22 protein-coding genes are annotated in these 22,027 nt (G+C 46.3%); 11 read left to right on the forward strand and 11 right to left on the reverse strand.

Annotation, left to right across the window (positions count from 1 at the left end):
* The first annotated feature begins 2 nt into the window (after positions 1-2).
* On the forward strand, positions 3-644 hold the full coding sequence (locus OH463_RS05540) for a MarC family protein (protein ID WP_005447464.1): 642 nt from the start codon (positions 3-5) through the stop codon (positions 642-644).
* A 191-nt stretch (positions 645-835) separates the two neighbouring features.
* On the forward strand, positions 836-1,708 hold the full coding sequence (locus OH463_RS05545; protein WP_029788335.1) for a patatin-like phospholipase family protein: 873 nt from the start codon (positions 836-838) through the stop codon (positions 1,706-1,708).
* Positions 1,709-1,727: 19 nt separating this feature from the next.
* On the opposite strand, the gene OH463_RS05550 is transcribed toward OH463_RS05545, so the two are convergent.
* The 3 genes from OH463_RS05550 to OH463_RS05560 form a co-directional block, all read right to left on the reverse strand.
* Positions 1,728-2,417, reverse strand: a complete 690-nt coding sequence (locus OH463_RS05550; RefSeq protein ID WP_005447467.1) for a flavin reductase family protein — start codon at positions 2,415-2,417, stop codon at positions 1,728-1,730.
* 44 nt (positions 2,418-2,461) lie between these two features.
* Positions 2,462-2,962 (reverse strand): fasciclin domain-containing protein, encoded by a 501-nt coding sequence (locus OH463_RS05555; RefSeq protein ID WP_269990771.1) that lies wholly within the window; start codon positions 2,960-2,962, stop codon positions 2,462-2,464.
* 79 nt (positions 2,963-3,041) lie between these two features.
* Complete coding sequence (locus tag OH463_RS05560; RefSeq protein WP_269990773.1) at positions 3,042-4,523, reverse strand: cryptochrome/deoxyribodipyrimidine photo-lyase family protein; 1,482 nt, start codon at positions 4,521-4,523, stop codon at positions 3,042-3,044.
* A gap of 110 nt (positions 4,524-4,633) precedes the next feature.
* Between OH463_RS05560 and OH463_RS05565 the strand changes: the two genes are divergently transcribed.
* Entirely contained in the window at positions 4,634-4,939 is a 306-nt protein-coding gene (locus OH463_RS05565) for a DUF6482 family protein (protein ID WP_049534951.1), read from the forward strand.
* 57 nt (positions 4,940-4,996) lie between these two features.
* Here OH463_RS05565 and trhO read toward each other — a convergent pair whose 3' ends face one another.
* Positions 4,997-5,977, reverse strand: coding sequence for an oxygen-dependent tRNA uridine(34) hydroxylase TrhO (gene trhO, locus OH463_RS05570; RefSeq protein WP_269990776.1), 981 nt, complete (start codon positions 5,975-5,977; stop codon positions 4,997-4,999).
* 465 nt (positions 5,978-6,442) lie between these two features.
* On the opposite strand from trhO, the gene OH463_RS05575 reads away from it, so the two are divergent.
* The 4 genes from OH463_RS05575 (at position 6,443) to OH463_RS05590 (ending at position 10,674) form a co-directional block, all read left to right on the forward strand.
* The gene (locus OH463_RS05575) at positions 6,443-8,701 is read left to right on the forward strand and encodes a ribonucleoside-diphosphate reductase subunit alpha (protein WP_269990778.1); all 2,259 of its coding nucleotides are present in this window, start codon (positions 6,443-6,445) and stop codon (positions 8,699-8,701) included.
* 52 nt (positions 8,702-8,753) lie between these two features.
* Positions 8,754-9,686 carry a ribonucleotide-diphosphate reductase subunit beta gene (locus OH463_RS05580; RefSeq protein WP_269990779.1) on the forward strand — a complete coding sequence of 311 codons (933 nt, stop codon included), beginning with the start codon at positions 8,754-8,756 and terminating at the stop codon, positions 9,684-9,686.
* Between the two features lie 25 nt (positions 9,687-9,711).
* Positions 9,712-9,954 (forward strand): glutaredoxin family protein, encoded by a 243-nt coding sequence (locus OH463_RS05585; protein WP_172622598.1) that lies wholly within the window; start codon positions 9,712-9,714, stop codon positions 9,952-9,954.
* Positions 9,955-10,185: 231 nt separating this feature from the next.
* Positions 10,186-10,674: a GNAT family N-acetyltransferase gene (locus OH463_RS05590; protein WP_009697997.1), complete on the forward strand. Its 489-nt coding sequence runs from the start codon at positions 10,186-10,188 to the stop codon at positions 10,672-10,674.
* An 82-nt stretch (positions 10,675-10,756) separates the two neighbouring features.
* On the opposite strand, the gene OH463_RS05595 is transcribed toward OH463_RS05590, so the two are convergent.
* The 4 genes from OH463_RS05595 to OH463_RS05610 all read right to left on the reverse strand — a co-directional run bounded on the left by OH463_RS05595 (position 10,757) and on the right by OH463_RS05610 (position 13,072).
* Positions 10,757-11,146 carry a hypothetical protein gene (locus OH463_RS05595; RefSeq protein WP_005447482.1) on the reverse strand — a complete coding sequence of 130 codons (390 nt, stop codon included), beginning with the start codon at positions 11,144-11,146 and terminating at the stop codon, positions 10,757-10,759.
* Positions 11,146-11,370, reverse strand: a complete 225-nt coding sequence (gene yidD, locus OH463_RS05600) for a membrane protein insertion efficiency factor YidD (RefSeq protein WP_005447483.1) — start codon at positions 11,368-11,370, stop codon at positions 11,146-11,148. Before yidD ends, OH463_RS05595 begins: the two co-directional genes overlap by 1 nt.
* A 2-nt stretch (positions 11,371-11,372) precedes the next feature.
* Positions 11,373-11,588, reverse strand: a complete 216-nt coding sequence (locus OH463_RS05605) for a DUF4177 domain-containing protein (protein WP_005447484.1) — start codon at positions 11,586-11,588, stop codon at positions 11,373-11,375.
* Positions 11,589-11,776: 188 nt separating this feature from the next.
* On the reverse strand, positions 11,777-13,072 hold the full coding sequence (locus tag OH463_RS05610; RefSeq protein WP_269990782.1) for an alpha/beta fold hydrolase: 1,296 nt from the start codon (positions 13,070-13,072) through the stop codon (positions 11,777-11,779).
* Between the two features lie 253 nt (positions 13,073-13,325).
* On the opposite strand from OH463_RS05610, the gene OH463_RS05615 reads away from it, so the two are divergent.
* Positions 13,326-14,492, forward strand: coding sequence for a D-alanyl-D-alanine carboxypeptidase family protein (locus tag OH463_RS05615; RefSeq protein WP_005436203.1), 1,167 nt, complete (start codon positions 13,326-13,328; stop codon positions 14,490-14,492).
* A gap of 146 nt (positions 14,493-14,638) precedes the next feature.
* Here OH463_RS05615 and OH463_RS05620 read toward each other — a convergent pair whose 3' ends face one another.
* Positions 14,639-17,296 carry an alpha-amylase family glycosyl hydrolase gene (locus tag OH463_RS05620; protein WP_269990784.1) on the reverse strand — a complete coding sequence of 886 codons (2,658 nt, stop codon included), beginning with the start codon at positions 17,294-17,296 and terminating at the stop codon, positions 14,639-14,641.
* Positions 17,297-17,425: 129 nt separating this feature from the next.
* Positions 17,426-18,862 (reverse strand): helix-turn-helix domain-containing protein, encoded by a 1,437-nt coding sequence (locus OH463_RS05625; RefSeq protein ID WP_269990918.1) that lies wholly within the window; start codon positions 18,860-18,862, stop codon positions 17,426-17,428.
* Between the two features lie 195 nt (positions 18,863-19,057).
* Here OH463_RS05625 and OH463_RS05630 point away from each other — a divergent pair, with 195 nt between their 5' ends.
* The gene (locus OH463_RS05630; protein WP_009706468.1) at positions 19,058-19,711 is read left to right on the forward strand and encodes an oxygen-insensitive NAD(P)H-dependent nitroreductase NfsB; all 654 of its coding nucleotides are present in this window, start codon (positions 19,058-19,060) and stop codon (positions 19,709-19,711) included.
* Positions 19,712-19,716: 5 nt separating this feature from the next.
* The gene (locus tag OH463_RS05635) at positions 19,717-20,007 is read left to right on the forward strand and encodes a putative quinol monooxygenase (RefSeq protein WP_005436210.1); all 291 of its coding nucleotides are present in this window, start codon (positions 19,717-19,719) and stop codon (positions 20,005-20,007) included.
* On the opposite strand, the gene OH463_RS05640 is transcribed toward OH463_RS05635, so the two are convergent.
* A complete protein-coding gene (locus OH463_RS05640; RefSeq protein ID WP_059678347.1) occupies positions 20,004-20,933 on the reverse strand; it encodes a LysR family transcriptional regulator in 930 nt (309 codons plus the stop codon). The genes OH463_RS05635 and OH463_RS05640 overlap by 4 nt on opposite strands.
* A 132-nt stretch (positions 20,934-21,065) precedes the next feature.
* Between OH463_RS05640 and OH463_RS05645 the strand changes: the two genes are divergently transcribed.
* The gene (locus OH463_RS05645; protein ID WP_005436214.1) at positions 21,066-21,284 is read left to right on the forward strand and encodes a VF530 family DNA-binding protein; all 219 of its coding nucleotides are present in this window, start codon (positions 21,066-21,068) and stop codon (positions 21,282-21,284) included.
* The last annotated feature ends 743 nt before the right edge of the window (positions 21,285-22,027 follow it).

The raw sequence follows: 22,027 nt of genomic DNA on the forward strand, positions 1-22,027 counted from the left end.
ACATGAAAGAGCTAATACTTCATACGGTCACAGTGTTTATGGGCTTTTTTGCCATCATGAACCCTATCGCTAACATTCCTATCTTTTTAAGCCTAACAGCGGATGATGATAAACAAACGGTCCGCTCAATTGCATTTCGTTCGGTCTTTATCGCTTTTGTTATTGTTGCTGTGTTTGCTGTTGCGGGTAAGGTGATTTTCGACTTGTTCGGCATTACGTTATACGCGCTGCGTATTACCGGCGGCATCTTAGTCTTTTTAATTGGCTTTCACATGCTGCAAGGTGAATCAACGCACAAGAAGACCAAAGAGAAAGCCTACTCACCAGAGCAAGAACAGGCGGCTTTAAGTATTGCAGTTTCCCCACTGGCAATGCCGATTTTAGCTGGTCCGGGCACTCTCGCGACAGCAATGAACTTTGCAACAGCGGGTGGAATAACGGAAACCATTATTACTATCGCATCCTTTGCTGTGCTCTGTGCTATTACTTACGTTTTGTTTCTCTTTGGCGACAAGCTAGTGAAAGCTGTTGGTCCAAGTGCACTGAATGTGATCACCAAAATGATGGGGCTGATCCTCGCCGTGATTGGCACACAAATGTTCATTGATGGCGCTGCAGAGGCGTATAAAACCGTTTTTGCTTAATTTCTTTAGCATCTGAATACTTTACTTTGAATCCACATTGACTAGGCAGTTGATGTGGATTTTTTGATCCTAAGTTTCCACTTAAAAAGCCAAAAACACATAGACTTCGCCTATCTCAATAATAAGAATAACCAATTGTTGCTGTAGCACGAATTTCAGTAACCTTTTCAGAGCAATTATTGGGGGGAAACATGGCAACAAAAGCAATCGTAGTCGAAGGTGGTGCAATGCGTGGTGTTTTTGCTAGCGGCGTATTGGATGCATTCTTAGAACAAGACTACAAACCATTTGATTTTGCGATTGGCGTATCGGCAGGGGCTTCAAATTTGATCGGTTATTTGACCGATTACCCGCACCGTAGCATCAACGTCATTACTAAATTAGCAACCAGCAAACGCTTTTTCGATCCTACTCGTTTTTTAAAAGGCGGTGATTTGATCGATGTGAAATGGTTGTTTGAAGAATCAAATCGTTTGTACCCAGTCGATGAAGCGAAACTGTTTGAAGGCATTCCTTTCTTAGCGGCGACAACGAACGTAAATACGGGTAAAGCGGATTATTACCGTGTAAATCGTCATAACTTCCATAATGCGATGGAAGCGACGACGGCACTGCCTATTGCGTACAAGCATACTCCTTGCTTCTCTGGTGGTTGTTATACCGATGGTGGTGTGGCGGATTCCATTCCGGTTCGAGAAGCACATCGTCGCGGCGCTCGTGATATTACGGTTATCCTTTCTCATCCTTTGGCTTATGAGAAAAAGCCGGTAAAAACGCCTTGGTTAATGAAGAAGTTGTTCGCTGAGCATCCACAGATGGCAGAGGCAATGTTGCGCCGTTCAGAGAACTACAACGAATCGTTAGATTTCATTCGTAATCCTCCAAAAGACACGCACATTCGCGTTATTGCACCGCCGGATGAATTCAGTGTACAACGTCTATCAATGCGCCAGTCGGTATTGCTAGAAGGTTACGAAATGGGATTGGAAGCAGGGCGCGCCCACCTTACCAACCTGGCCGGTGAACACGGCTTAGACAGAGAAAACTGCCACTTCTGTATTTAGCTTTTGATGTCTAAAGCGGTTAGTCCATATCAACTTCAAGTGCTCCCCAAGATGAAGGTTCTCCCTCCCTCGTCAGAGGGAATAGGCGAGCGTCTGGTTTGGCATAACTTAACCTATGCAGACGTTGCGTGACGTGGTAGCTGTCGAGCCCGGAAATGGTCACTAAGTCGAGTAGCTCTAGATCTAGGTAGCCATCGGGCATGATGGCTCTTTCAGGTGCGTGTACCATCAACACTTCACCAATCAGCATCTCTGTCTGATTGCTTTCAATCTTGATGTGTTCTCTCAACACCAACCCCATTTTGAGATTGCTCTCTAGGACAAATGGCGCAGGAAACGCATCATCATAGTAAGGAGTAAGTCCTACCGCTTCAAACTCTGATATCTGTTTTGGATAGCGGGCGGAGGTTTGATGTGCTTTTTGGACGAAATCGACGCCGACGGCATTAATGGTGAAGTGCTTGGTATCGAGGATGTTTTCTAATGTATGACGACGGCTTTTGCGTGGACGAACAATAAAACCAAACAGTGGCGGATGTGAGCCTAAGTGGATCACAGAGCTTACGATAGCCAGGTTCTCTTGTCCTTGCCTGTCTCTTGTTCCGATGAGGTTCGCGCTTTTGTATCCCGCAAGGGAGTTGACCAATCGAGTTCTTTGGCGCTGCTCCATCGTTTGTATATCATGCTTTGAGAGTTTGATGTTTTCCATGTCCTAAAAAGGGGCGAGAAACCTCGCCCTTCCATGTTGTGTCACTATTTCGGCATGATGACGGTGTCGATCACGTGTATCACACCATTCTTAGCTTTGACGTCGGTGGCAATTACGGTAGCGTTATTGATCATCACTTTATCGCCCATGGTTTTGATCATCACGTCTTGCCCTTGGACTGTCGTCGCTTTATTCATTTTGACTACGTCTGCAGCCATCACTTTTCCCGGAACCACATGGTAAGTGAGAATCGCAACCAGCTTATCTTTGTTCTCGGGCATGAGTAGCATTTCGACTGTTCCATCTGGAAGCTTAGCAAAAGCTTCATCTGTGGGTGCAAATACAGTGAATGGACCTTTACCTTTTAGCGTATCCACTAAGCCTGCGGCTTTGACTGCTGCGACCAACGTATTGAACGAGCCATTTGCTGCGGCCACATCAACGATGTCTTCTTTCATCATTCCATGTTCATGTGCTTTCGCTGGCAGTAAAAAAGTTAGGGTGGCGAACAAAACCATGGTCGTAACCAAGATGCGTTTCAACATAATGCATTCCTTTTGTTGTTTGGGTACCGCTCTCTCCCTGATAAAGTCCCTGTTTGTACGCACGCCCTTTTCTTGGCGATCAACTGGCTTTCTTTTTATTAGAAGAACGGACGTGCTGAGCTAAAATGCGTGTACCTTCCATTTTTACGTCGGTACGTTTTCGCCAAGCCCACAATCGTTCTCTGGCTGCTTTCGCACTCGCTTCTACATCGACTATTGGGGCGAGGTATTTTGAGTCCGGTTCTAACTGGTACATCACGACTTCCATTGCGGTCATTTTCCAAGGCTCAAACAACAGTGGGGTGGGTACCTTAGCGAGCTCCGGAATCCATTTATGAATGAATTCACCATCGGCATCGTGTTCTTGTGCTTGTTTCGTCGGATTGTAGATACGAATGGTATTGGTGCCAGTCACTCCAGCCTGCATTTGAAATTGTGGGTAATGGATACCCGGCTCAAAGTCGAGAAATAGCTGCGCTAGGTGAGTTACGCCATCGCGCCAATCCATGTTCATATGATGCGTTAAAAAGCTCACTAACATCGCACGCATGCGAAAGTTGATATATCCGGTGTGATGAAGACAACGCATACAAGCATCGATGAGCGGTATCCCGGTTGTGCCTGACTTCCAAGCGTTCAAGAGTGTCTCATCTCTGACGCTTTCTTGCTGTAATAAAGGTTCATAAGCCCTATTGACACAACGAAACTCCATTTCGCATTCGGATTCAAACTTCTGCATAAAGTGACAATGCCAATGCAGTCTCGAAGACAGCGCAATTAAGCTGCGACGAAACCCTGCCACTTGCCAATGTTGCAACAGGTACTGGTACACTTCTCGAAGCGATATATTGCCCCATGCGAGATAGGGAGAGAGGCGAGTGCATGCAGTTCGAGAAGCTGTCGGGCTAGAAATACTTCGATAATAATCTCGTCCCCGACGTTGAAAAAAGTCTTCCATGGTTTGCCAAGCGAGGGAACTTCCGCCCGTTTGCATGCCTTTTATTTTTTCCAACCAAGAGGGTGGGGGCGTAAACGAATAACCAAGAGCCTCAGCATCAAGGGGAATAAGAGAAGCTCTTTCAAGGTCGATAGCTTCGATCTCGGCTCGCATAACTGTATCCCAATGCTTATCCCAGCCGAGTCGGTCTTTTGCTCCTCGAATAACGGCGCCATGTTCAAATTCGTGCCACGGAATACTATGTGCTTGAAGCCATGCTGATACTTGTTTATCTCGTTCAAACGTACAACGCAGTCCGATTTCTTGGTGGGAGAAAATAGCATTGATGTTGAACTGGTTCTGAATCGCGCTGAGGCAATCTATTACGCTACCCGACATTACGGACACTCGATGACCAAGAGCCGAGAGTGTTTCGTTCATATCTTGGAGTGATTGCCAAATAAAACGCCAGTGACGAGCAGAGTAATGTGGGTTATCCAGTAACATGGGTTCGACAACATAAAGTAGCACTGTTGGATGTTCTGAAGATAACGCGTATTGCAAAGGCGTATGATCGGTCAGGCGTAAATCGCGTTTTAGCCAAACTAAGTTGATTGTTTGCATTGTGCCCCTCGCTTGTTTTTTCGATTTTTACGTGTTTGCGGGGCGTATTTCTCACTCAGTGATCGATTTTATTGATGTTGACGTAAAGGCACGGTGCAAGGAGGTGCTTTATGTCTATGCCACTCAGTAAATTGGAAAAATTCTTCTATATCGACAAGCTCGTTATCCACTCTCTCGATCTCGCTCTGTATCAAGTATCCGTCTTAGTCGATGGAGAGGAACACTTTGTTACCGACGACAAAGGCAAGTTTTTAAGAGCGCATTCGATACTGGAGTTGCAAAAGCAATGTCGTCACTTGAAAGCGAAACAGCAGGTGCTTCGCCAACAAAGTGCTTACGATGAAATGGTTGGACAACGGAGCAGAAGCGGTACTAATGAGCTGGAAGTGTTGCTCAAAGACAACGAGCTCTATTGAAATTAGATTGAAAGGGGAGGAAGTGCGAGCTAAATCGTTCAGCCCGCACAGTAGTGGTTAAGCTTGTTTGCGCTGTGCATCTTTCTTCGCGAGTTTTTCTGCGCGTCGCTGCTCACGTTGTTTGGCACTTTCACCACCGACGTGTTGTTCGCCACGAACCGCTGCTAACGACACTTGCTTTTCACGTTCGCGGAAGCGCGCTACTTGCTCTTCACTGTGTTTACCAAAACATTTCGGGCAGCTCACGCCTTGCTCAAACTGCTCTGATTGTTTGTCTTCTTCTGTGATTGGCAATCGGCAAGCGTTACACAAGTCGTAGTCCGCTTTTTCTAGCTGATGGTTCACCGCAACGCGACCGTCGAATACGTAGCAGTCGCCTTCCCACAAGCTTTCTTCTTCTGGTACTTCTTCAAGGTATTTCAGAATACCGCCTTCTAGGTGGTAAACCTCATCAAACCCCTGCTCTTTCATGTAAGCAGTCGACTTTTCACAGCGAATACCACCAGTACAGAACATCGCGACTTTTTTGTGTTTCTCTGGGTCCATGTTTTGTTTTACATAGTCAGGAAATTCGCGGAACGTGTCAGTATTTGGGTTAACTGCACCTTTAAATGTTCCGATTTCAATTTCATAGTCATTACGAGTATCAACCACAAATACTTCAGGATCAGCAATCAGATCGTTCCAATCTTGGGGATTCACGTAGGTGCCAACCACATGGCGAGGATCGATGCCTTCAACGCCCAATGTCACGATCTCTTTCTTTAACTTTACTTTGGTGCGGTTAAACGGCTGTGTATCTGAGTACGACTCTTTGTAAACAATACCAGTAAGGCGAGGCTCGGCATTTAGCCATGCAAGCAGTGTATCAATACCTTCGCGTTTCGCTGCAACCGTACCGTTAATACCTTCACTCGCCAGTAGCAACGTTCCATGTACACCGTGGGCTTCCATTAGGGCAAGCAATGGCTCGCGTAACTCTTGGTAGTTTTCCAGTTCCACAAATTTATACAGGGCGCAGACAACATACTGACTCATGATTATTCCTTACTTTAAAAGGTTGATGGTTCGACGACTCGATACCTAACAATTTTAGCGGCTCGGAGTATACCTGAGTAATTTAGTCGGAAATACGGACAAACTATGCGGATATTTTTAGTCATGTTTCCCCGGCGTTTTTTTCAACAAATTTCAGCGCGTAGCATTGGAAGTTAAAGGGTGTGAAAGTTTGAACCAGATCACATTTGTTATTCTTTTCTAGAAATGAACTAAGTTAATGAAAATTAAAGCTTTGTGGAAAACTTCATCACTTTATCACGTTTGCGGTGCTTGCCTCTGATTGCTGTTCCTATCGAGCTTGGTGTCAGTGTCAATATGTTTCCTTACCCTCTCCATGGTCAGTTCTAACTTTTAAAAAACTTTCTTGTAATGATAACCATTATCATCTAGATCTATTGCGTACATATGGTGCTCAATATTTAAACTACACACAAGATATAGATTATGGACGTTATAAAACGAGATGGACGGAAAGAAAAAGCCAGTCTAGATAAGGTGACTCGAAGAGCCGAAGCGCTGGCTGATGGACTAAAAGTCGAACCTATTGCGGTTGCACAACGCGTGGTAAGCGGTTTGTACGACGGCATTAAGGTGACGGAAATCGATGTGTTCCTCGCTGAAACGGCAGCAAGCCTCGCGACGGAACACCCTGATTATGCCAAGCTTGCGGCTCGCGTGATGGTGAGTTCTCTGCAAAAAGAAACCAGCGGATACGCAACTGCAACACGTGAGCTCTCTGAGATCGGTATTCTTTCCGATATTTACGTCGACTTTGTTGCCAAGAATCAGTTTGCGCTCGAAGACATGATTGACTACAAACGCGACTATCAGTTTGATTACTTCGGCTACAAAACTCTCGAGCGTTCCTACTTGTTGAAAGTAAAAGGTGTGGTGGTTGAACGACCACAAGATATGTTCATGCGTGTAGCGGTCGCTGTCGCGGGTGACGATCTTGAAGAAATTAGAGAGCTATACGATTTGCTCAGTCTTGGCTACTACACCCACGCTACGCCAACGCTGTTTAATGCTGGCTGTAAGATGCAGCAACTGTCTTCGTGTTTCCTATTAGCGATGCAAGAAGATTCCATCAACGGCATTTACGACACCCTCAAAGATTGTGCGCTGATTTCTAAATCGGCGGGTGGCATTGGGCTACACATCCACAATATTCGAGCGACTGGGGCGCCAATTATTGGTACTAACGGTGTGTCGAATGGCATCGTGCCAATGCTGAAAGTCTTCAATGAAACTGCTCGCTATGTCGACCAAGGTGGCGGTAAGCGCAAGGGCTCGTTTGCGGTTTATCTGGAGCCTTGGCATGCGGATATCGAATCCTTCCTCGATTTACGTAAAAACCACGGTAAAGAAGAGTTCCGCGCACGTGATTTATTCCTTGCTCTATGGGTGCCAGACTTGTTCATGGAACGTGTTGAAAACGACGCGGAATGGACACTATTTAGCCCACACAATACCAAGGGCTTGTCTGATTTATATGGTGCTGAATTTACTCAGAAGTACCAAGAATACGAGCGTATGGGATTGGGCGTGAAGACCATCAAAGCCCGCCAATTGATGACGCAAATCATTGAGTCGCAAGCTGAGACGGGAACACCGTACATGCTCTACAAAGACGCGTGTAATGAAAAGTCGAATCAGAAAAACCTCGGCACCATTAAGTCGAGTAACTTGTGCGCAGAGATCATGGAAGTCTCGACGCCAGATGAAACGGCGGCTTGTAACTTGGCGTCTATGGCACTGCCTAAGTTCGTTACAGACACGGGGTTTGATTTCGCCAAACTTCACCAAGTCACCAAAGTCGCGATTAAGAACCTCGACCGCGTTATCGATGTGAACTATCACCCAACCGATAAGATTGAAAAATCGAACCACGCGCATCGTCCTGTTGGTTTGGGTATCCAAGGTTTGGCGGATGTGTTCTTCAAAATGCACCTTCCATTCGATAGCGAAGAAGCATTGCAGCTTAACCGTGACATCGCGGAAACCATGTATCACGCCTCCCTTGAAGCGTCTTGTGAAATCGCGGCGCAAAAAGGCGCGTACTCCAGTTATGACGGCTCACCAATCAGTCATGGTCAGTTCCAATTTGATCTGTGGGGTGAACAACCAAGCAGCCGCTGGGATTGGTCACAGCTCAAGCGTCAAATCGCAGAGCATGGTGTGCGCAACTCGTTACTGATTGCTCAAATGCCAACGGCGTCGACAGCGCAAATTTTAGGTAACAACGAAGCGTTTGAAGCGCAAACCAGCAATATCTATAAACGTCAAACATTGTCGGGTGAGTTCATCATCATCAACAAACATCTGGTCAGCGATCTGGAACAGCGCGGGCTTTGGACGAGCAAAATCCGTGACACCATTATTCTCAATAATGGTTCAGTGCAAGGCATCGATGCCATTCCAGACGATCTTCAATCCGTGTATCGCACCGTGTGGGAAATCTCTCAGAAAGTGATCATTGATATGTCGGCAGCTCGCGCCCCGTTTGTTTGCCAATCGCAGAGCCTCAACTTATGGCTGGCATCACCAACGTTCGCCCAAATCAATGCGATGCACTTCTACGCGTGGAAACGTGGTTTGAAAACCGGCATGTACTACTTGCGCTCCAAGCCATCGACGAATGCGGTGAAAGTCACCGTTGGTCAGCAGAGCAAAGATGAAGATTGCCTAAACTGCGGCGCATAAACCTATCTCGTCAATTAAAAAGATTCACATCAACCGAAAGTAAGGAAACGGTATGATTGTTAAAAACAAATTTAGCTTGTTCCCCATTCAATACGAAGAGATTTGGCAAGCGTACAAAACTCACGAAGCGGCTTTCTGGACGACAGAAGAACTCGATTTTGCTCAAGATCTTGCTGATCTTGCCAAGCTGACCGAAGGCGAAAAGCACTTCATTCGACATGTGTTGGCGTTCTTTGCTCAGAGCGAAGGGATGATCAACGAGAACTTATTGACTCGATTCTATGGCGAAATTGAAATCGCAGAAGCGCGCTGCTTCCTTGCTTTGCAGGCATTTAATGAGGTCATTCACGCAGAGACTTACGCACTGCAACTCGAAACTTACATTCCCGATGTTGAAGAGCGTGAGCGCTTGTTCAATGCGATTGAAAACGTCCCGACCGTGAAGCGTAAGGCGGAGTGGGTAATGAAGTGGATCTCTTCCAATAAACCTTTGGCAATGCGTTTGATCGCCTTTGGTCTGGTGGAAGGCTTGTTCTTCGCTGGCAGCTTCTGTGCCATTTACTACTTCCGTAAACGTGGTTTGCTGGCTGGTTTGGCAGCAAGCAATGACTTGATTGCTCGTGATGAAGGGTTGCACTTTAGCTTTTCTGCGCTGCTATTCAAAACCTTAGGTCAAGGCAAGGTTACACAACAAGAGTTTGAAGAGATTTGCCGAGAAGCGGTTTCAATTGAGAAAGAGTTTGTAACGGAAGCTCTACCAGTGGACTTGATTGGTATGAATGCCGAACTGATGTGCCAATACATTGAGCACACTGCCGATGTCATCGCTGGTTTGTTTGGTTTCACCCCGATCTTCGGTGCTGAAAACCCATTTGATTACATGCGCTTATTGGATATGGAAGGAAAGACCAATTTCTTCGAGAAACGCGTTACTGAGTACAAACGACCTCAAGATCGCCAGTTGAGTTTTGATGCAGATTTCTAACGGCAAGGAATAGCAGAGAAGAGTGATGAAAATAGAAATGTACAGCAAGGAGCAGTGCTCCCAATGTGAAACCGCAGCAATGTGGTTGCAAAATCAGGGCTTTAACGTGGCAACGCTCAAGTTGGATGTTGAGTTTGATCGGGAAACCTTGTTCGAGTTATTCCCAACCGCAAGAAGCTATCCGCAGTTTATGCTCGATGGCGAACCGATTGGTGATTTTAGTCGCTTAAAATCGGCACTCGCTTTTGAGCAAAGTGCTGCTTTCTAAGTTAGGTCTCTAATCCCCTTTTATTGAGAAAAGGGGATTTTTATTTCCACTTAAATTTTGTGGATGTTCAAATTATCAGTAAAAACTCATAAAACTGTTGAAAACGCACTCGACATAAATGGTCGAAATTTGTACTGTTGATTCGCTTCACATTCCTAAAACTTCTTATCCGATAATCAGTTGAAGCAAAGATCTGTGCTTGATACAGGTCGGTTGGCAAAGGAATTCAACATGCAACAGTTTCATATCAGAAGACTAAGAGAAGAAGACGTCCCTCTGTTGAAAACGCTCTTGGTCGAACTCGACACTTCTCACCATGATGCTGAGCCAGATTTCTACCGTTCTCCGGAAGAAATGGCGCAGTTAAGGGAAGATCGCAACATCTTCGATAAATATTTTGATGGCAGCATCACGGCTTTTATAGCTTGTTCGAACCGACAGGTGGTTGGTTTTATCTCTGGTACCGTGCGAGAGGTAAACTCGATTCTCTCTCCGGAAAGACGCGTTGGATATATCAATGAGTTGGTGGTGTCTGAAAGCCACCGTAACTTAGGTATTGGCTTGTCTTTGATGGATAAAATCGAGAGTGATTTGTGCAGCCAAGATATTGAAGAGCTCGGTTTAACCGTAGCGTCATTTAATCACGAAGGTGAAGATTTCTACCATAAGATGGGCTACCGAGTGATCACCAAAATGATGACCAAGCGAGTCAAAGACTAACGCCACATTATGTTGTGAGACACGCTCCCCAACCTTAAACTGAAAATGCCAAACGTTGGGGAGTGCTATATCGTTTAATCATCTAGTTTCTTCGCACTTCATTGAAGATTTCACAAGATAACTGATAATTGTGCTGTCTTGCTATTTTCTGTGAAAAAAACAATTGTGGTAGTTCATATATAATGAGTAACGCGAGGATAAGGAACGCACTAGGATGTCCAAGAACAAAGCCAACGATACTTACGATTAACAATATTAGCTCTAAAGCAAACAAAGCATATTTACCTAGGTAGCAATGGTGAAAACCGCCAAGAAAGAACCAGTTTAACGTTGCGTAGGTATCGGGGTCCTTGAGACTTTTAGACTGGCGTTCATAGAATTCTTTCTTTTGATGTTCAGGTAATGAGTTTACCTGACTTCTCAGTAATTCTTCCTGTTTCTCTAGCTGTTCAATTGGCTCAAATAAGCGCATTACGGTACCTCGTCATATATTTTTTCAATGAGGTCGGGTTGGTTACACCGCTTAATTCTTGCCAAACCAAGTTTCCAACCTTTTATTGCCCCATACTTAGCAATACATTGTTTGGTGTACTCTGAGCAAGTGGGCTCAAAATTACATTCAATATTCAATAACTGCTTTGAACCACCGCTAGCCTGGTAGCGATGGATCAATTTCAAAGAGATATATTTAAGCAAACTTATCGGCCGAGAGTGATAATTACAGCCTCACGCTTCCAAAATAGCATAAAGCGTTTTTGTTCCACTACTTGGAATACAACTTGCCAACCATCTTGTGCATATTTGTTCAGCTCTGCTTCCATCTTTTGCACAGGCAAGCCACTTGCACCTAGTAGAATTGTGCCGCAACCACCTTCAACAATGTGAACCACTTTATATTCTGTAAACTTTGTCATTTTTATAACCAACTAATTTAATAAAAACAGGATGTTACAATAAGAAATAAAATGCATCAAGATGCATTTGTCTGGTTTGCCTAATGGTATTTATTAATATTTGATGCTGAGCTAAAAACGCCTCTCTATCTTGTGACAAAGAGGCGTTTTTCTATCTAGGTTTTTAGCAAATTCTGAGCGTTAGCCGCTTATTTCAACGTTGCTACGGTTTGTTTACCCATCGCAATTAACTTGTCGAGAATACGCTCACCATCCGCGCGGAGACCGTTGTGCTCATATTCGTTGGTGATCCACGCTTTTGAGTTTGGCATTGCAGCTAGTGTTTCACGGCTAATGTCCATTTCCACAAACATATCGTCTGCATAGACAGCGCAACTCACAGGCACCTTATTGTTTGCCAGTTGCTGCGCATTGTATAACGGCGTCCAATCGGCTTTCTCTGCCAGTAATTCTGCAGCTTCTTTCAGTGGCTTTAAGTTCACGTATTGATCGAACATCCAAGGGAAGACCATTTCGCCAGTGAAGTAAAACGGCTTACCTTGTTTGTAATTGAACGCATCATGCTCTTGGCGCACTCTGTGAGCGCTCCATTGAGAAGCAAACCCTTGGCAGTAAATCGACTCGTGCAAAATCGCGTAAATTGGATTGGTCTGGAAGTTTTGCTGCGCCAACATGTCGTTGAGGAATTCATAACGAAGCTGAGGTTTACCGTTCACTTCAATCAAGGCACTTTCTAGCCAGTAGTAAGTTGGCAAGAAGGTATCACTGACACCAAAGTTAATCCCAATTTGTTGGAACTGTTCGACAGTAAAGCGCTGACCATTTGGCAGAAACTCTTCGTGCTCCAATAAGTGATCAGCAATGTTCTGGCATAGCTGCTGCGCTTGCGGGAATTGCTGGAAGAAGGCTTGGTTTTTCTCCATGGTGCGCTTAAAGGTTGCTTGATACACATCATCCGCATGACGAGAAACCGAAGGCACACCACCCGTAATGTAGCTTTGCAGCAAGCTGTTCGGGAACAGCGATAGGTAGGTTAGTGAGCAGAAACCACCAAAGCTCTGACCCAAAATCGCCCACTGCTCAACACCAAATTGTTCACGGATAAATTCCGCATCGCGAACAATGTTGTCTGCGCGGAAGTGGCTTAAGTAGTCTGCTTGTTGCTCCGGTGAGAGGTGCGCAAGCGTCTGGTGATTAATCACGCTGCTATTGCCAGTGCCGCGTTGGTCGAGCAGCAGTACATGATACTCACTCAGTGCGCGTTTGATCCAGCCGTTGTTTCCGTTTGGACGAGGCGAAGGGAAGCCCGGACCGCCTTGAAAATACACTAGCCACGGTTTGTTGGAGTCTTCATCGCCGACTAAACAAACGGAGCGAGCGAAGACGTTGATCGTGCCTTTGCTTAGATCTTGGTAATCCAGTGGCACGGTGAACGAGTGGGGCGTGTAATGCAGTCCTGCGTCGATAAATGATTGAGCGTTCATTGTTATGGTCTGTCCTTGTTTATAGTCGCTTTACGATATCGAATTCCTTATTAGAAACAATAGATTTGTTGTAAGAACTCGATTTTTGAAGCGGGAAAGGCAAGGAATGGCACTCAAAACAGAAACTCTTCGATCTTTCTGTGTTGGTATGCACTGAGTGAACTATGATCTGATAGGTGCAGTTTAGACATCACTGTCTTACCGTTTTTATGAAACGAGACATTTGGCTGTCATTGACCATGGAGGATGCTTGATGAACACGTCACTTACCCGAATAACGCTCACTTGTTTATTACTACAGACCATCAGTGCCCCTGCATTGGCAGTCGTAACGCCGAATCCGCCTCAGTTGCAGGCAAAAGGCTATGTGTTAATGGACTTTCAGTCCGGTGCCATTATTGCTGAGCAAAATGCACGTGCCGGATTAGCCCCTGCCAGTTTAACTAAGCTGATGACCGCTTACGTCGTGGGGCAAGAAATCAAATCCGGGCGGCTCCAATGGGATGACAAAGTGACAGTGAGTGAGAACGCGTGGTCAGCCAAATTCCCAGACTCCTCCAAAATGTTTATCCAACCCAAAGATGAAATCACCGTCGCCAACCTAATGCGTGGTGTGATCATTCAATCTGGTAATGATGCTTGTGTGGCGCTCGCCGAACATGTTGCAGGTAGTGAAGGGGCGTTTGTCGCCTTGATGAACGGTTGGGCAGATAAGCTCAGCTTGAACGATACCTACTTTGTTAACTCGCACGGTCTGGATAGCGAGGGCATTCAAACCTCTCCTAATGACATGGCGACGCTGATGCAATCCATCATCAATGATGTGCCTGAAGTCTATGCGCTTTATAGTGAGAAGGTATTTAAGTGGAACAAGATCACCCAATACAACCGCAATAAACTGTTGTGGGACAAATCGATGGATGTCGATGGCGGCAAAACGGGCTACACCAGCAATGCAGGGTACAGTTTGGTCAGTTCTGCTAAGCAAGGAAAGATGCGATTGATCTCGGTAGTGATGGGAACGCCAAGCAAACAGTCACGCATTAGCCAGTCTAAGAACCTGCTTAGTTATGGCTTTCGCTTTTATGACACCAAACAAGTGGCAAAACAGGGGGAAGTTCAGGCGAGTGCTAAAGTGTGGAAAGGCGATGTCAGTGAGATTGATTTGGGCTTTGCGCAAGATGCTTACCTGACGCTGCCTCGCTCTCTAACCGCTGGTTTAGACAAGAGCGTGGTCGTGAATGAGCCGCTGATTGCACCCATCGCAAAAGGGGATGTGGTTGGTAAAGTCGTGTGGAAGAGTGACGATAAAACCGTGGCGAGCTATCCGTTGGTGAGTAACCAAGCAGTGGAAGAGGGCTCGTGGATTGGGAAGTTATGGGACAGTTTAGTGCTGTGGGTGAAGTCGTTGTTTAACTAGCGCAAGGGCGAGTTTCTCGATAGTGAGTTCAGAATTTCAGAAAAAGAAAAGCAGCTCGAAGGTGAGCTGCTTTTTGCTTTTTTTTCTTTATAGCTGAGACGACTTTCGTGTCGATTCTGCTTTCGCGTTTATTGCGGGTTCAGTGATTATTCAGACAAGGTGATGATTGGTAAGTCATCCCAAATCTTGCTCTCATCCGAAGCGCCGCCAGAGAAGTTCCAAGGACCTTTGTCTTGTTCAAGTGGACGGTAAGTGGCAGACAATCCATCCAAGTCCCAAGTTGTCACATAGAATCGAATGCCATCCAGTGAATCCGGTCGACCCAGCGCGTCACTCGCGAAGTCCATCGAAATGGTGTTGTTGGCTTTGTCTACCTTGACCATTGGTGCTGGTGTTACGGCTTCGCCCCATGTTGTCGCGTTTGCACCTTGGGTGTTGTAAATCGAGCTTTGCCAGCCGAAGACCACAGCGTTGCGACTCCATGTACCGCTTGGCATAGCAGCGTTGATCTTAGGCAGTTCCGTCAGGTTGGTTGCCGCTTCTTCCGGTAAATCAATGAAGATGGTGAAGCCAACGTGGTCAAAGCCATTTGGCGGCAACCAAGTATCGGTGATCTTGTCCATGGTGAAGGTCAAGCGCACGTTACTGCCGACGGTAAATACCTCGGCTTTGTTGATTGCGAGTTGGCTGTTGTCTTTGTCGAATGTTGGATCCGTTGGTAGCGAGTAGTTACCGTTAGGACCGCCCATGCCATCTTGCGCATCACCTGCGTCATCAATCGTGTCGTCTGGCGTGTTCGACCAGCTTAAGTCCGACACAAAGTTCACATCTTCAATGCCTGCTTTCTTCTCCGTGGAGTAAATCGCGAAGCGGTGTTGCTGTTCGCCAATCGCAAAGTGACGGGTAGATAAAGTCACGCTGAACTGACCGTCAGCACCCACGGTAATGGCTTGTGCTGTTTCTAGGTTACCGTCTACGACAAGGTTTAATTTCTCGTTTGCGTTAGCAGTACCAGTAATCACGATGTCATCAGTGATGGTTTGTCCTTCCCAATCCTGTGCCAGTTGAATGTTGAGGTCTGGGGTATCTACCGATTGGGTGTCGTTAGTTTTCGAGTAAATCACGGCAGATTTGGCTGGTAGCTCAAGAGTTACGTGACCGTTTTCATCGGCGATTAACTGCTCCGGAGCGTCTGCCCAGTTCGACATGATTTGTTGTTGGAAGACGGTGCCGCCCGCTTGCTCTACATCGAGTTGGTTCATCAACATCGGGGAATTCGATGTATTCATTACCACCAAGACTTCGTCGTTATCCAACGTTCGGGTAAAGGCGAACACACCGGCGCCAGCTTTATCGCTGCCAATCACTTTCATTTCGCCGCGAGTCATGACTTTGTTTTCGGTACGTAACTTAGCAAGCTCTTGGATGAACAAGTACATCTCGCTGTTTTGGTCGAATGAATCTACGTAGTCGCCATCTTCACGGTAACCGCCAGCAAACATCGCATCGCGCGCTGCTGACATCGCCTGTTCTGTACCTTGGTAAATCACAGGAATGCCCGGTACCGCCATCATGGTAATCAGCGCTTGCTTCATATCATTGACACTGCCTTGTGATAGAAAACGTGGCATATCGTGGTTATCAATGAAGTTCGGCATGATGTATGGATTCGGGAACATCTCCATCATTTTCTCAAGGCGGAAGCGTAAGTAATCGGTCGGTTGTCCTGCTGCAAACACGCGCGTCATGGTTGCTTGTAATGGGAAGTTTAACACCGAGGTCAACTGCTCCGGTGAGCCGCTTTCGCCGATGTAAGTCAGCATCTTCTCTTCACCTTCGGTGTTGTAAGGCGTAGATGTTTCGAAGACTTCACCAAAGGTCAGGAAGTTATCGCGACCAGTATCAACGGCTTGAGTCATCACACCATCGTCGGCATGCAGGAAGTCGTTCCAGAAATCGTGCTCAACAAACTTCACAGTATCGATACGGAAACCGTCAACGCCCACTTCGCGAATCCATTTACGGTAGCTCTCTTTTAGATAAGCGCGTACTTCAGGATCGGACGTATTCAGGTCATCCAGATCCGACAGTTGCCAGGTTTTTTCTTGTACTGGATCGTTGTGGTCGGTGATGCTTGGCGTCCAGTGGTAAATGCCTGTGCCATCTTCTTTACACTCATTCATGTTGAGTGGGTAAGGCAGTTCTTGCCCTGCTGGAAGCGCATTTTCAATCAAACGGAAACCTTGGCAAGGTAGGCTAGGATCGTAATTGTATGGGTCATCGTAAGTGAAGAAGTTACCTACGTGGTTGGTCACGATGTCTTGAATCAAGAACATGTCACGAGCGTGCACTTCTCGCGCTAACGCTTGGTAGCTTTCCATGTCACCAAAGTGCTCATCCACTTTTTGGAAGTCACGCGCCCAGTAGCCGTGGTAGCCGCCGTAGTTTTGTTCTGCATCCCACCATTGGTTTGCCACTGGCGGTGTAATCCAGATAGAGGTAGCGCCTAGGTCTTCGATGTAGCCTAGCTTGTCACTGACACCAACAAGGTCACCACCACTGAATTTTTTGTCTGAGGTAGGATCGTACTCATTCTGACCTTGATCGTTAAGTGTGTTGTCGCCGTCGTTAAAACGGTCGATCATCAAGAAGTAAATGATCTGGTCTTGCCAATCAGGAGATGCCACGTGGCTTCCTGTATCGGTTGGCGTAGTTTCATCGCTACCACAGCCAGAAAGAGCTAGGGCGATCGCTAGAGGGAGTATTTTTATTTTATTCATAGGGTTAGGTAAGGTTTCAAACACGGTTTTTGTCTCCGTTATGCAGCAATGCGGAAACGATAAAACAAAGGTTTGAAATTGAGAGTGTCATTTCACGCCAAAAGAGACGTGAAATGATGTCACGAAGAGCTGAATTTGAACTGTGCTACATATTTAACTGAGTGGTTGCACAATTGGATATTGAATCGGGTAATGGTCTTTGGCTAACTCATTACCAGAATGATCATAGAGTCGGAATCGGCATTGTTTAACCGTTTGGGGTAGGGGCAGTTGCAGCGCCCAGCATGTGTAATCTTCTGCGTTCTGAATCTGGCTCATTGCGTGCGGAGTTAGCTCGTCATCCGCGTAGCAATCGATCTTCGCCACGTCTTTTAATCCGCAGGCGAGTTCCACAAACAAGGTGTACTGAGTGCCGAGTTGGATAAGTTGTCTTGTCGGGACTATGTATTTCGTTGCGCCAATCAAAAGCCCTTTAGAAACCACGTAATCGCGTTGGTGGTTGTTATCAATGTAGCGATCACCATCGACTTCATAACACAGTCTAAACGTCAGTGGATGAGCGACAGGAAGCTCTGTTGTCGCCCATAGTTCAGTGCCATTATTCAAGAAACGCTCGAAGAAGGCGGGGTAGCGACGCCACACGCCATCACGGTCTCGACACTCAACGGAGACCACTTTTTCAAACGCAATGTTATCTACTTCCATCCAGATTTTACCGACGGGTTGGTCAATGTCGTTATCGGCTAAAGTATTCGCTTTGGCGTAGTATAGGCGGATGGGTTGCTTATTGAGATGAGTGCGGTTATCCAAACACTGCTGGCGATATTGCATTGGCGAAAACGAATACCAACGGCGAAAGGTTCTATGGAAGTTGGAAGGCTCTTCATAACCCAACTGATAAGCGATTTGCTGCGTTGTGAGCTGAGTGTCTGCAAGTAGGGCTAATGCGTGCTTTTTCTTGGCGAAGTCGACGCATTGCGAATAGCTCATTTGTTTTTCTTGCAGTCGACGTTGCAAGGTGCGCTTGGATACGCCCAGTTGCAGTGCGGCTTGGTCTAATTTCAGTGCGTAATTGCTGTTTTTGACGAACAGAGCATTAAGCACGCTTAGCAATTCTGGCGGTTCAATTGGTTGGTGAGACAGCAGCAAATAAACATGTTTCACCAAGTCGAACACAACCGAGTTTTGCGTTGAGTTGGTTTCTTCTTCTAGCTCGAAATGAGCAGAATGAAGGTCATGGTTGTGAAGTTGAATGTGCACAGATTTATTCAAACCTAGCTGTTCCAATTGCATCAGCAGCAAGTCATAAACCGATTCTGCCCAGCTTGGCATTTCGGCAGCTCTGCACTCTAGCCGCATCTGAACCTGATTATCATTGTGTTCGAAAACAATGTACAAGCGACGGTCGAATAGCGAAACACTTTTGCTCCACCACAGCAAACCTTCACGTAGCGTCGGTGCCTCTTGCAACATCATACATTGCAAGGCAACCAGCTTTTCAATGTGCCAATATTCGCCAGCAATTCTTAGGTGATTATGCCCAAGTTTTTTGCAGAGAAAGGGCGTGATGATGTTGTCTTGAGGCAGCATGAAAATGGTTCGGTAACAGAGCAAAGGCGACATTATTGCTTAAACCAGGTGTTGCTTCAGTGAGAGTGCTCAAAGCTTCTTACATCGGCGATTTTCAAATTTATTTTGAAGATGTTTTTAACTGAAATCGGTTTTTCCCTGTAACTCATAAGGTTAAAGTGATAACCAGCATAAACTACTCGACTGGAGACCCCGATGGACATCGTTCAAGCTGCTAAATCTCGCTACTCAACCAAAGTCTTTGACCCAACTCGTAAGCTGCCACAAGAAAAGATCGATGCAGTCAAAGAGCTGATCCGTTTTAGTCCATCGAGTGTGAACTCTCAGCCGTGGCACTTCATTCTGGCAAGCACAGAAGAGGGCAAGCAACGTATCGCAAAAGCAGCACAAGAAAACTACGCGTTTAATGCTGCGAAGATCTTGAATGCGTCACACGTGTTGGTGTTCTGTGCCAAAACGGGTATCGATAATGACTACATCGAAGCGCTATTGGCGCAGGAAGAAAAAGACGGTCGATTCCCAACCGAAGAAGCAAAAGCAGCGGTACGTGGCGGTCGTAGTTACTTTGTGAACATGCACCGTTTTGACCTGAAAGACGCCAATCATTGGATGGAGAAACAGGTCTACCTCAACGTAGGTACATTATTGCTGGGCGCTTCAACGCTAGAAATCGATGCGGTGCCAATCGAAGGTTTTGATCCGAAAGTGCTGGATGAAGAATTTGGTCTTCGCGAAAAAGGCTACACTGGTGTTGTGATTGTGCCGCTTGGCTACCACGCAGAAGATGACTTTAATGCCAAGACGCCAAAGTCACGCTGGGAAGAAAGCTCTGTGTTTACTGAGATTTAATAAAGATGATTCATTTAGTTGCAGAAATTAAAGCCTACCCAGATAGTATCGACAACGTAACCAACTTACTTTCTGGTCTACTAGAACCTTCTCGTGAAGAAGAGGGTTGTTGCCAATACGAACTGTATTTGGATCAAAAGATCGAAGGCTTGTTTATGTTCCAAGAAATTTGGGCATCGCAAGAAGCGTTAGATAAGCACTTACAAAGCCCACATATCGCGCAGTTTATCTCGACGCTAGAAGATAACGACTGGGTTGAATACTCTCAGATTCGCCCAATGACGTTTGTCGGTTAAGCTTCTGAGCAGAATGTTGCCAGCACTTTCTTACGTTGCTGGCAGCATTTTTCATGAATGAATTCACGGAAAGTGCGAATGGTTGGCGTCAACAAACGACGATCGGCGCACACCATGTATAGCGGTACCGGACCACAATCCCACTCAGGTAATACTCTTACTAATCTTCCTTCAATCAAATCTTGGCTGATGTCCATCAGTGATTTGTTGGCGATCCCTTTGCCTTTGATTGCTAAGCGATGGGATAAGTCACTGTCGTTGCTGAGTAGCTTGCCGCCCACAACAACTTGCTCTGTTTCACCTTCACGAGTCAGCGTCCATTTGTTGTAAACCGAATCCGCCACCATGTAACACAAACAGTTGTGTTGGTTTAGATCTTCCGGTTTGGTCAGCACAGGATTGTTTGCGACGTATTCTGGAGAGGCACACAGGATTCGCTCATTTGCACCACATAACGCTAGTACGACGAGGTTAGAGTCAGCAGGTTCGCCGTAACGAATCGCGATGTCGACGGGTTTGGTGTACATATCAGTCAAGCTGTCAGACAGCTCTAACTTGATAGAGACGTTTGGGTAAACATCAATAAACTCATCAACCCAATCAAGCAGCATGTTGCGACCAAAATCAGATGGCGCAGTGATGTGCAGTTGACCCGATAGCTCGCCACGCGCGCTTGAGATCTGATCTAACCCCTCTTGTAGCGTTGCGAGTGCTTGGGTGGTTTTATCCAAGAACAGTTCACCTTCCGACGTTAAGCGAAGGCTGCGAGTGGATCGCACAAACAGCGGAAAGCCTATTTGTCCCTCAAGACGTTTGATCGATGCACTGATGGCTGCAGGTGTCATGTCCATACTGTTGGCGGCTTTCGAAAAACTGCCTTGGCGTGCGGTTTCGACAAAGATATTCAGATCGTTGAGGGCTTTCATAATGAAAAGGGCTTTTAAGAAGTTTGGGCTACTATAGGGGAGAGTCGCAGGGCAATTCAAGGTTAAAACATTAGGTTGCACGGCGAGTTTGAGTTAGATTAGCGCGCAACTTCACTTTACTGGATCAATAGCATGAGCCAACAGCAGCCGAATAACCCACTTCACGGGTTGAGTTTAGAGAAAATCCTTACCCGTTTAGTTGAACACTTTGGGTGGAACGGAATGCATGAGCGCGTTCGTGTGAACTGCTTTAAGAAAGATCCTTCAATCAAATCGTCGCTGAAGTTCCTGCGCAAAACGCAGTGGGCGAGAGATAAAGTGGAAGCGCTGTACATCGAGACGTTCTGCTAATTGGATTTGGTGCACGTTTAAAAGAGAGATTCCGGATGGCTCGCTTAGGCTCGTCCGGAATGACGTCTGACCCTGTATTGTAGGGCAGAGAACCGCCATTCTGAACCGCGAGGAACGAGCGTGATTCAGAATCTATTCTCAGAATATATTGAGTTTATTCATTGCTTTATGGTTTGCAGCAAACGGTAAGTAGATTCTTAGTCTCGCCTTGGCTCGCTAGAATGACACAACTTTTCTTATCTCTTTGGCTGGGAGAGTTCCTCTGCGTCATTCCCGATAGCGACGAAGGAGCGCAGTAGGGGATCTCTGTTGTGATGTTTACAGATAGCTCGCTTAGTCCCGTCCGAAATGACGTCTGAGCTCGTATTGAGGGCTGAGCACCCAAGCGAGAACCGTCATTCTGAACAGCGAGGAACGAGCGTGATTCAGAATCTACTCTCAGATTATATTGAGGTAATTCATCGCTCTATGGTTTGCAGCAAGCGGTAAGTAGATTCTTAGTCTCGCCTTGGCTCGCTAGAATGACGCAACTTTTTACCGTGTAGGCTGGAAGGACACAACTTTTCTTATCGCATAGGTTGGAAGAGCTCCTCTGCGTCATTCCCGACAGCGACGAAGGAGCGCAGTCGGGGAGCTCTGTTGTGATGTTTAAAGCGAGATTCCAGATGGCTCGCTTAGACTCGTCCGGAATGACGTCGGAGCTCGTATTGTAGGGCAGAGCACCCAAGTGAGAACCGTCATTC

The organism is Vibrio sp. NFR, from assembly GCF_027587095.1.
In the GTDB taxonomy this organism is placed as follows: domain Bacteria; phylum Pseudomonadota; class Gammaproteobacteria; order Enterobacterales; family Vibrionaceae; genus Vibrio; species Vibrio harveyi.

Excerpts from the sequence above, each read along its gene's own strand:
- OH463_RS05540 (WP_005447464.1), top strand. The coding sequence starts at position 3 with ATGAAAGAGCTAATACTTCATACGGTCACAGTGTTTATGGGCTTTTTT.
- OH463_RS05545 (WP_029788335.1), top strand. The coding sequence starts at position 836 with ATGGCAACAAAAGCAATCGTAGTCGAAGGTGGTGCAATGCGTGGTGTT.
- OH463_RS05550 (WP_005447467.1), bottom strand. The coding sequence starts at position 2,417 with ATGGAAAACATCAAACTCTCAAAGCATGATATACAAACGATGGAGCAG.
- OH463_RS05555 (WP_269990771.1), bottom strand. The coding sequence starts at position 2,962 with ATGTTGAAACGCATCTTGGTTACGACCATGGTTTTGTTCGCCACCCTA.
- OH463_RS05560 (WP_269990773.1), bottom strand. The coding sequence starts at position 4,523 with ATGCAAACAATCAACTTAGTTTGGCTAAAACGCGATTTACGCCTGACC.
- OH463_RS05565 (WP_049534951.1), top strand. The coding sequence starts at position 4,634 with ATGTCTATGCCACTCAGTAAATTGGAAAAATTCTTCTATATCGACAAG.
- trhO (WP_269990776.1), bottom strand. The coding sequence starts at position 5,977 with ATGAGTCAGTATGTTGTCTGCGCCCTGTATAAATTTGTGGAACTGGAA.
- OH463_RS05575 (WP_269990778.1), top strand. The coding sequence starts at position 6,443 with ATGGACGTTATAAAACGAGATGGACGGAAAGAAAAAGCCAGTCTAGAT.
- OH463_RS05580 (WP_269990779.1), top strand. The coding sequence starts at position 8,754 with ATGATTGTTAAAAACAAATTTAGCTTGTTCCCCATTCAATACGAAGAG.
- OH463_RS05585 (WP_172622598.1), top strand. The coding sequence starts at position 9,712 with ATGAAAATAGAAATGTACAGCAAGGAGCAGTGCTCCCAATGTGAAACC.
- OH463_RS05590 (WP_009697997.1), top strand. The coding sequence starts at position 10,186 with ATGCAACAGTTTCATATCAGAAGACTAAGAGAAGAAGACGTCCCTCTG.
- OH463_RS05595 (WP_005447482.1), bottom strand. The coding sequence starts at position 11,146 with ATGCGCTTATTTGAGCCAATTGAACAGCTAGAGAAACAGGAAGAATTA.
- OH463_RS05605 (WP_005447484.1), bottom strand. The coding sequence starts at position 11,588 with ATGACAAAGTTTACAGAATATAAAGTGGTTCACATTGTTGAAGGTGGT.
- OH463_RS05610 (WP_269990782.1), bottom strand. The coding sequence starts at position 13,072 with ATGAACGCTCAATCATTTATCGACGCAGGACTGCATTACACGCCCCAC.
- OH463_RS05615 (WP_005436203.1), top strand. The coding sequence starts at position 13,326 with ATGAACACGTCACTTACCCGAATAACGCTCACTTGTTTATTACTACAG.
- OH463_RS05625 (WP_269990918.1), bottom strand. The coding sequence starts at position 18,862 with ATGCTGCCTCAAGACAACATCATCACGCCCTTTCTCTGCAAAAAACTT.
- OH463_RS05630 (WP_009706468.1), top strand. The coding sequence starts at position 19,058 with ATGGACATCGTTCAAGCTGCTAAATCTCGCTACTCAACCAAAGTCTTT.
- OH463_RS05635 (WP_005436210.1), top strand. The coding sequence starts at position 19,717 with ATGATTCATTTAGTTGCAGAAATTAAAGCCTACCCAGATAGTATCGAC.
- OH463_RS05640 (WP_059678347.1), bottom strand. The coding sequence starts at position 20,933 with ATGAAAGCCCTCAACGATCTGAATATCTTTGTCGAAACCGCACGCCAA.
- OH463_RS05645 (WP_005436214.1), top strand. The coding sequence starts at position 21,066 with ATGAGCCAACAGCAGCCGAATAACCCACTTCACGGGTTGAGTTTAGAG.